The sequence below is a fragment of the Alicyclobacillus acidiphilus NBRC 100859 genome, assembly GCF_001544355.1.
Taxonomy (GTDB): Bacteria; Bacillota; Bacilli; order Alicyclobacillales; family Alicyclobacillaceae; genus Alicyclobacillus; species Alicyclobacillus acidiphilus.
The window spans coordinates 1-7886 of sequence record NZ_BCQI01000102.1 but is presented as its reverse complement, the minus strand read 5'-3'; the positions used below and the strand labels follow the sequence as shown (position 1 = coordinate 7886).

General features: G+C 52.3%; 7 protein-coding genes. All 7 read left to right on the top strand.

Features of this window, described 5'->3' with window-relative positions; genetic code table 11:
- Positions 1-516 precede the first annotated feature (516 nt).
- Positions 517-1197, top strand: coding sequence for a GGDEF domain-containing protein (locus AAC01S_RS17695; protein ID WP_083511950.1), 681 nt, complete (start codon positions 517-519; stop codon positions 1195-1197).
- 174 nt (positions 1198-1371) lie between these two features.
- Entirely contained in the window at positions 1372-2205 is an 834-nt protein-coding gene (locus tag AAC01S_RS17690; protein ID WP_067625615.1) for an undecaprenyl-diphosphate phosphatase, read from the top strand.
- A 154-nt stretch (positions 2206-2359) separates the two neighbouring features.
- Positions 2360-3547 carry an MFS transporter gene (locus AAC01S_RS17685; RefSeq protein ID WP_067625612.1) on the top strand — a complete coding sequence of 396 codons (1188 nt, stop codon included), beginning with the start codon at positions 2360-2362 and terminating at the stop codon, positions 3545-3547.
- A 146-nt stretch (positions 3548-3693) separates the two neighbouring features.
- Complete coding sequence (locus tag AAC01S_RS17680; RefSeq protein WP_169794090.1) at positions 3694-4536, top strand: ABC transporter ATP-binding protein; 843 nt, start codon at positions 3694-3696, stop codon at positions 4534-4536.
- A 22-nt stretch (positions 4537-4558) separates the two neighbouring features.
- Positions 4559-5308 (top strand): hypothetical protein, encoded by a 750-nt coding sequence (locus AAC01S_RS17675; protein WP_067625606.1) that lies wholly within the window; start codon positions 4559-4561, stop codon positions 5306-5308.
- Positions 5298-6629, top strand: coding sequence for an AraC family transcriptional regulator (locus AAC01S_RS17670; RefSeq protein ID WP_067625604.1), 1332 nt, complete (start codon positions 5298-5300; stop codon positions 6627-6629). Before AAC01S_RS17675 ends, AAC01S_RS17670 begins: the two co-directional genes overlap by 11 nt.
- Before the next feature lie 125 nt (positions 6630-6754).
- On the top strand, positions 6755-7886 hold a 1132-nt coding region (locus tag AAC01S_RS17665), incomplete at its 3' end, for an ABC transporter substrate-binding protein (RefSeq protein WP_169794089.1).

The window sequence follows — 7886 nt, the reverse complement described above, 5'->3', positions numbered from 1 at the left end:
GGCGGGTCCTTTTTCGCATGCAGACAGCCGGGGGGCGCATGACGGCAACGGAGGCGATCGGGGGCGATCGGGGGTGCAGCGAAATAAGCGTCCGCAGGCGGCTTAAGTGTGTCGAATCGTGTGATGGGCGAGGAATAAGCGGTCCAGCGCCGCTTAAGTGGCCCGAATCGCGCCATTCTGTGGGAAAGAAGGCAAATAAGCGGCTGAGGGCTGCCTATTTTGCCTCTTGCCCGGCCCTGTCACCGAAATAAGCGGCTGAGGGCCGCCTATTTCGCTCCTTCACCGCCCTCGCACCGTCGCGATCGCGTGATCTCGCGCCATCTCGCGCCACCGTCCCCTTCGCCTTCGCCCGCCTTCGCCCTCGCGCCCTCGCGCCACCGTCCCCCTCCTGCGCATCCTGTTCCTCCCCCCATCCGTCATGTTCCACTGAGGTTTCCACGCGAAAATATTTCACCCTACTAAATAACATACAAATTATGTTATAGTCGAAGCATCACGCCGGTTAGGGTTGAATCTATGAGACTTACTGGACGTATTGGGGCTATGGTGCTGGTCGTGGCGATCGTTCTGGCTTGGCACGCGTCTTATTTTTTGGTAAACAAACAGGCATCGTCTGTGTTTCTGTTTCAGGAGGGAATGTGGAAGTACGATGTGCTTGACATCCCTCTGTTGTTGCCTGTGTGTTGGTGGATTGGCAGAAAGTATGACGAGGCGCGGTTTTTCTCCGAACGTGATCCGTTAACATCCGTATATAATCGTCGCTTTATTTTTGACGTGTTTCCCAGTGTTCTCGAGGCTGCAAATGCAAGGAATGAAGAAGTGCGAGTCTTTCTTCTCGATGTGGATGATTTTAAAGAGATCAACGATCACCACGGACACGAGGTCGGTGACGCGGTCATTCGCGAAGTGGCGTTCGCGCTCGTGCGACATACGCGGAAGACAGATTTGGTCTCGCGGTGGGGCGGGGACGAGTTCTTGGTGATTGCGTCGCGCAATCGCAGAGAAGTTCGGCAAACCGGGTGGCTCGATGTCGACTTGGTGCTTGCGGAGGCGACCCGCGAAGTTGGACTGTCGTTGTCGATCTCGGTCGGTGTCGCCACGTATCCGATGAACGGGGTGTTCCCGGATGCTCTGATTAAGGCGGCGGACGTCAACATGTACGAGCGGAAAGCCATCAAGAAGGCGCTGTCCAAGTGATAGTGCCTTCTGTCGATCTCGGCGCCGAACTGGGCGTCTTGGGATTGGATGGCCTCATCGATTGCTGCAGATGGGACTTGCTGCGAAAATCCATTGCCAACCGACAATCATCCGTTACAATGAGAAAGGCACCACCGTCATTTCAATTAGCTTCGGAAGGGACGTCAATTACATATGCACATGCTGCAAGTGATTATCTATGGTATCGTGCAGGGAATCACCGAATTATTCCCAATCTCGAGCGTCGGCCACGCCGTGATCCTGCCGTACCTGTTCAATTGGACAGACGTGTCGACTTCAAACGTATTTTTGCCGTTCGTCGTCATGCTTCACTTAGGGACGGGCCTTGCACTGCTCATCTATTTCCTGCCCGAGTGGATAAGGCTCATTGCATCGTTGTTCATTCGCGATCGACGCGCCGAACGACGCACGTTTCTCCTGCTTGTGGTGGCGACGATTCCAGCCGCGATTATAGGCAAATTGTTCGAGACGAAGCTGCAGGACCTTTTCCCGCACGCCTTGTCTGCCGCCATCTTCCTGATCATCAACGGATTTGTTCTCTTCTGGGCCGATTCGATGCGTCATCGCAGACGAACATTCCGACACATTCACGATATGTCGTACGGGCGCAGCTTTATCATTGGCGTCATTCAGGCGTTCGCGCTGATTCCGGGCTTTTCTCGGAGCGGCATCACCATGACCGCTGGCTTGGCAAGCGATCTCACATACGACGAATCAGCACGGTTTAGCTTCCTGCTCGCTACGCCGGTGATTTTGGGAGCAGGTGTGCTCGAAGTGCCGAAGATAGTGCACCAGCACAATCACCAAATGTTGCACTATGGATTGATCGGCGGCGTGGTTGCGGGAATCGTGGCGCTCCTGAGTACCATGTTTTTGATGCGTTACTTCAAGACGTCCGAAGTGCGCGCACTGCGTCCATTCGGATGGTATTGCATCGTCGTTGGCGTGTTCGTCGCGATTATGGCGATTGCGAATCTGCATTTCTAAGAACTCGCGGCCAACTTGCCGCCAATGGCCCCGGGTGGTCTCTTTGGAGAGGCTGCCGCCGGGGCTGTTTTTGCTTTCTTTTCGATCAAGGTTGAGACATCTTCAGGGTATGATATTATTCGAGTGGCGAAAAAACTCAGAGAGAGGTGGAGAGATGGCTTCGCTGGCGTCAAATCAATCCAAACGAATGAACGCTGGGGCTGTTTGGGCCATCAGCGGATCGCACCTGTTGAACGATACGGTGACGACCGGACTGGTGCCAGCCTTGACGCAGATATTCAAACCGTTGTATCACTTGACCTACACGGAAACGAGTTTGATTGTCCTTATCTCTTATTTGGCATCCTCCGTGTCACAACCGTTGTTTGGCGCCTGGGCGGACAAATATCCGCGCGCGTGGATGTTGCCGCTGGGGCTTTTTCTATCGACGATTGGCCTAGCATTAGTGGGCTTTGTGCCAAGCTTCCCCGTGTTGTTGGTGCTCATTGCCATCAGCGGTCTCGGATCAGGCGCATTTCACCCGGAGGCGTCGCGTGGCGCGCACTTGGCCGCCGGCAACGCGAAAGGGCTGTCGCAGGCCATTTTCCAAGTTGGCGGGAACGCTGGACAGGCGCTCGGTCCGTTGATTGTGTCACTCTTTTTGCTTGGAACGGGTTCGCCGGGACTGCTCTGGCTGTTTATCGCGGTGGCTGTGGGTTTGATGCTGACACTGAGCGTCTATCCATGGTATCGCGACAGTCTTGTCGAAAACGGAAGGCGCATGAGGGAAGCGGTGGGCGACAACCAAATTGGCGCCGTCGTGATACTTTCCATCGTTGTTATTTTGAGATCCTGGTGCCAAATCGGAACGGCTCAATTTCTTCCGTTTTTCTACGCCCACAAATACGGCATGAGTTATCAGGTGTCGGACGCGCTTACCTTCGTCTTTCTCGCGGCAGGCGCAGTAGGCACGTTCATCGGCGGTGTGCTCGCCGATAAGCTGTCCAAGCAACGAATTTTGCTGTATTCCATGATGATTTCGATCCCGTTCGCGATTGGCCTGCCGTACGTCCACGGCGTATCGTCTCTCTTCGTATTGGTCCCATTTGGATTTTTCATTTTGTCGTCATTCGCGGTCACCGTTGTGTACATGCAATATTTGCTCCCGCGGAACATCTCATTGGCTTCCGGACTGACCATTGGTTTCGGAGTCGGCGCGGCTGGCATCGGATCGACATTTTTCGGCGCGTTGGCAGACACCATCGGTTTGTCGACCATCTTCGAGATCTTGATGTTTCTTCCTATTGCCGGCACGATTCTGTGTTTCTTTTTGCCAAATGACAAAAAGCCCACGGCGGCGTGATATTCGCGGTGCGGGCGTCGGATGGCGGTGCAGAGGAGCGGACCATAATCCAGCGCGAGAACCGTCCCAAGCGCCAATCGATAGACGCTTGGGCGGCGGCCTGCATGGTATCGGAGAACCGATTTCGGGGGGTGAGGGCTTCGCGATTGCCAGATCAAGACCTGTTGTTGAGACTTGAGGACGTCTCCAAGTCGTATTCGGGTACACGAATCCTCGATTCGGTCCATCTTTCGCTTTACGCGGGAGAATCCGTGGCTGTGATTGGACCGAATGGTTCTGGAAAGAGCACATTACTGCGCGTGATTTGCGGTCTCACCACAATCGATTCCGGGAAGCGGGCATTGTCCATAGACCTGAGGGATGTGGGATACGTACCGGATCGATTTCCTATTTTACGATTCACGCCTAGAGAATATCTGATGGCGATGGGCAGACTTCAAGGGCTGACGAAATCGATGCTCGACCTGCGGATCTATGAACTTTTACATTTATTTTCTTTGGAAGCTGCGTCTGATGAACGGATGACTGGATTTTCCAAAGGCATGCTGCAGAAGGTCAATCTGATGCAGGGCGTTCTCAAAGAGCCTGCCTTACTGGCGCTGGACGAGCCTTTGTCCGGGCTCGACCAGGACTCTCAGCAAGAGCTTGTTGCTCAGCTTGTGGCACTCAAGGGGCGGGGAACCACTCTGGTTATCGTGTCGCATGCATTGTCTCTGGCAGCGGCGGTCGCAGATCGTGTCGTTCGAGTCGACGCAGGAAGGGTGTCTGAGGATGTCGGATTGAAACCGCCGAAGAGGACAAGCGTTGTTCAGGTGCAGTTCAGAGACAATCGAGACAAACACGAACTCGAACGCCATCCAGGGGTCATGCACATCGACGTGGCCGGCGACCTTTGCACGTTGTATGTCGACGCCTCCATCACGAACGATGTTTTACGCGTCTTGTTACAAATGGATGCAGATATTCGTTCGTTGAATCAATTGGAATAATCCAGGAGGTTACTCAGCTGAAATGGGGAAAGGTTCTATGCTCGCGTTCAGTCGGTACATGGTTCGCTACTATGTGCGTTCACACCAATATGCGGCGCCACTACTCGTCTTTTTGGTCTCACTCTTCATCGTGTACAGCGGCGGCGTCAGCGACGTACTGGCAACCTATTCGATGGGGGCTGTATTGACATTCCTTATTTCAACTTGGTTGGCGTACGGGTATACGCGGGTGGAGCATTCAACGCAGAAGCAAATTACCATCCTAAAAATGGGTGGCATAAGTCGTTACGTGCGTGCGAAACTTTGCTTTATTTGCGTGACGGTGGCTCTCATTGCGCTGTGTTCCGTGCTGTATCCCGTACTGATTCTTGCGCTCACCGCGCATATGACGTGGGGCTTCGCGTTCACTGCGTTGATCGAAGCCGTTTCGTTTGCCCTTGTCGGGGTCGGCATAGGGATGTTTTTCGACGATACATGGTTCCCGAGGAAGACCAGTGCGCTGCTTATATTGGCGTTCGTTTCCCTGCTCTCCGTCATTGGCGAACAGATTGGGGCGAAGCTCCCGCACGACGTACAGTGGATTGTTTGGGTTGTCACGCCGATATCACACACGGTCTATTCCGCAGGACGATGGACATCCCTTTCCCGAGTGGATCGCGTTCTGATGTTGACGTGGACTTTCGTTTATTCCATCATCCTGTTCATGATATACTCCGCCATCAATGGGAAGGGCGCACGGTCGGCGCGAAGGAGTGATTGTGGTGAAAGATGAGAGTTCATATGGAGCATTTTCGATCCCGGACTTTCAGTTCTCATTCCAATTGTACGCCGCACACGCCAATCGTGTTTCGTCACGGTGGTCCTATCCGATGCATGACCATCCGTTCTTTGAGATCAATCTCGTCATCGAGGGATCACAAACCTTTCAAGTAGATGGACGCGAGTTTGCCGTACACGAGGGAGATGTTCTCTTCCTAAGTCCGGGAATCCCACACTGCAGTCGAGTGAGCTCGTCCTCGAGCATGACATACTTTTGTGTGCACTTCGACGTCAACCAACGGTATTTCTTTCATGAGTTGAATCTTGTTCACCCGACAAAATGGGAGGCTAATTCCGAGGTTGCAATGCAGCTTCGGCCCGTACTCGATGAGATGATGGATCACGCCAGGAATGATGGGGAGTCTTCGGCGGGATACCATTTGCGAGTTCAAGCGTCCGTTTTCCGCCTTGCAGTTGTCCTGGCAACCATCCTTGCCCAACGGGCAGACGAAAGGTCGCATGAAGAGTACGAGGACCACGGCGGCTGGACAGAGCCCAAGGATGTTATTCAGATGCGAAAAATGGGGTACCTCGAGAAGCATGTTCAGGACTTGTTCTACGAACCTGCAGATTTTTACGACGAAACGCTATTTCCGAATTTCCATTGGATTTTTGTGCTCTCCGTCTATGGTGGAGACTCGCACGCGCAACGATACGCAATTAAACGCATTTTCACCGAAATTCTGATCGAGTATGGCACGCCGGTTGTCGTGTTCGATGAACGTGTGATTACCTGTGTCGCGTTCATTCGCCATTTTACGTTGCCGGACGTCGATGCACTGAGAGGGAGAATTCAGGAACAGATACTAAGCATTACGCCTGGCGATGTCGAAATCAAGCTTGGTGGTGTGTCTCCTTATCTTGCGGACGTTGGACATCTATTTAGGCAGAGCTTGCAAGATGAGAATAGTTTTGTTCTCGATATCCCGATGTCTCATACTGGCGCTGTCCATCCGCTGGTCAGGAGTGCCGTTCAGTATCTTCGTTCGGATTACTGGAATCCCGATTTGTCTTTAGGCCTTTTGGCGGAGCGGCTCTATGTGCATCCGAACTACCTAAGCAATTTATTCAAAGTTGAAACAGGTCTCACGTTCAGCCAAACGCTCACGAACGTTCGGATTGAGCGGGCTCAGAGCCTTCTCAAAGAGTCCTCGTTGAAGATCTATCAAATTTCCGAGAAAGTCGGATATTCGGACGCATCTTACTTTGCCCGGATATTCAAAAATGTCGTCGGTGTCACTCCGGTGGAGTTTCGCGACGGTTTCTTAAAATAGTCCTGCAAAATTGAAGATCCTCGCGTATACGTTCGGCTCATTCGGCACCTATACTGGGTGCTGAAAGGGTTTTCAACGACATCGGCATCTGCCGAGTCAATTTGAGCGATGCAGGGGGGATCGTCGTGAAAAAGCAAGCCATCCTACGAACATCCGGAGTATTATGCGCCGCGGCTGGCATGTTGGCCCTGTCAGGCTGTGGCACCACTGCGTCCAACAATGCGACGAGTAATCATACGAGTGCGAACTCTTCCGCTATCTCGAGCGTGTCCGCATCCAAGAGGGGTTCAGGAAGTACGCTTGATATTGTAAACAGTCCAGTGACTGACGATTTTAATCCATTTTCCAGCTCGGCGCCAACAGGCACGTTCGGATTTTTATATCAGCCGCTTTTGGTCTTGGATAGTTTGAGCGGGAAAACGTACCCGATGCTTGGAACCAGTGCGGTGTGGAGCAATGGGAATCAAACAATGACGGTGGAACTCCGTAAGGGAACGAAGTGGAGTGATGGCAAAGCGTTCACTTCTGCGGACGTTGTATTTACGTTTGATTTGTTGAAGAAATATCCTGATGCCGACTTGAACGGAGTATGGTCCAAGCTAAGCAGCGTCACCGCCAAGGGCAATGACGCCGTGGTGTTTCAGTTTAAGCAACCGGACGTCCCGTTTGCCTACTATGTAGAACAAACTCCAATCGTTCCAAAGCATATATGGAATTCCCTTGGAGACCCGACTAAAGTCAAGGTGACGAATCCAATTTCGACCGGGCCGTTTACGCTTGCGTCATTTTCGCAACAAAATTATACCTTTAAGGCGAATCCGAATTACTGGGGTGGTGAGGTTCAGGTTCCTGAAATTCGAATTGACGAAGTGGAAGGAAACGATAACGCAGAACTTCAGTTGGCCAGTGGAACGATAGATTGGGCAGGGTATTTTATTCCCAACGTGGATAAAGTATATGCAAGTCGGAGCCCAAACAACAAATATTGGTTCCCCTCAACGGCGCCAATTGTTCTATATCCCAATCTGAGCAACCCGCTTCTCAGCCAACTACCTGTGCGTGAGGCCATAAGCTTAGCGATTGATCGCCAAGAACTGAGCACGAAAGCGGAAGACGGTTACGTGACGTCAGCGAGTCCAACTGGCCTGGTGTTGCCAAGCCAAAATAGCTGGTTAGACCCAAATCTTCCGAAACAAGATGTGTCGTTTAGTTATAATCCGAAACGCTCTATCCAAATATTGGAATCTAATGGATATC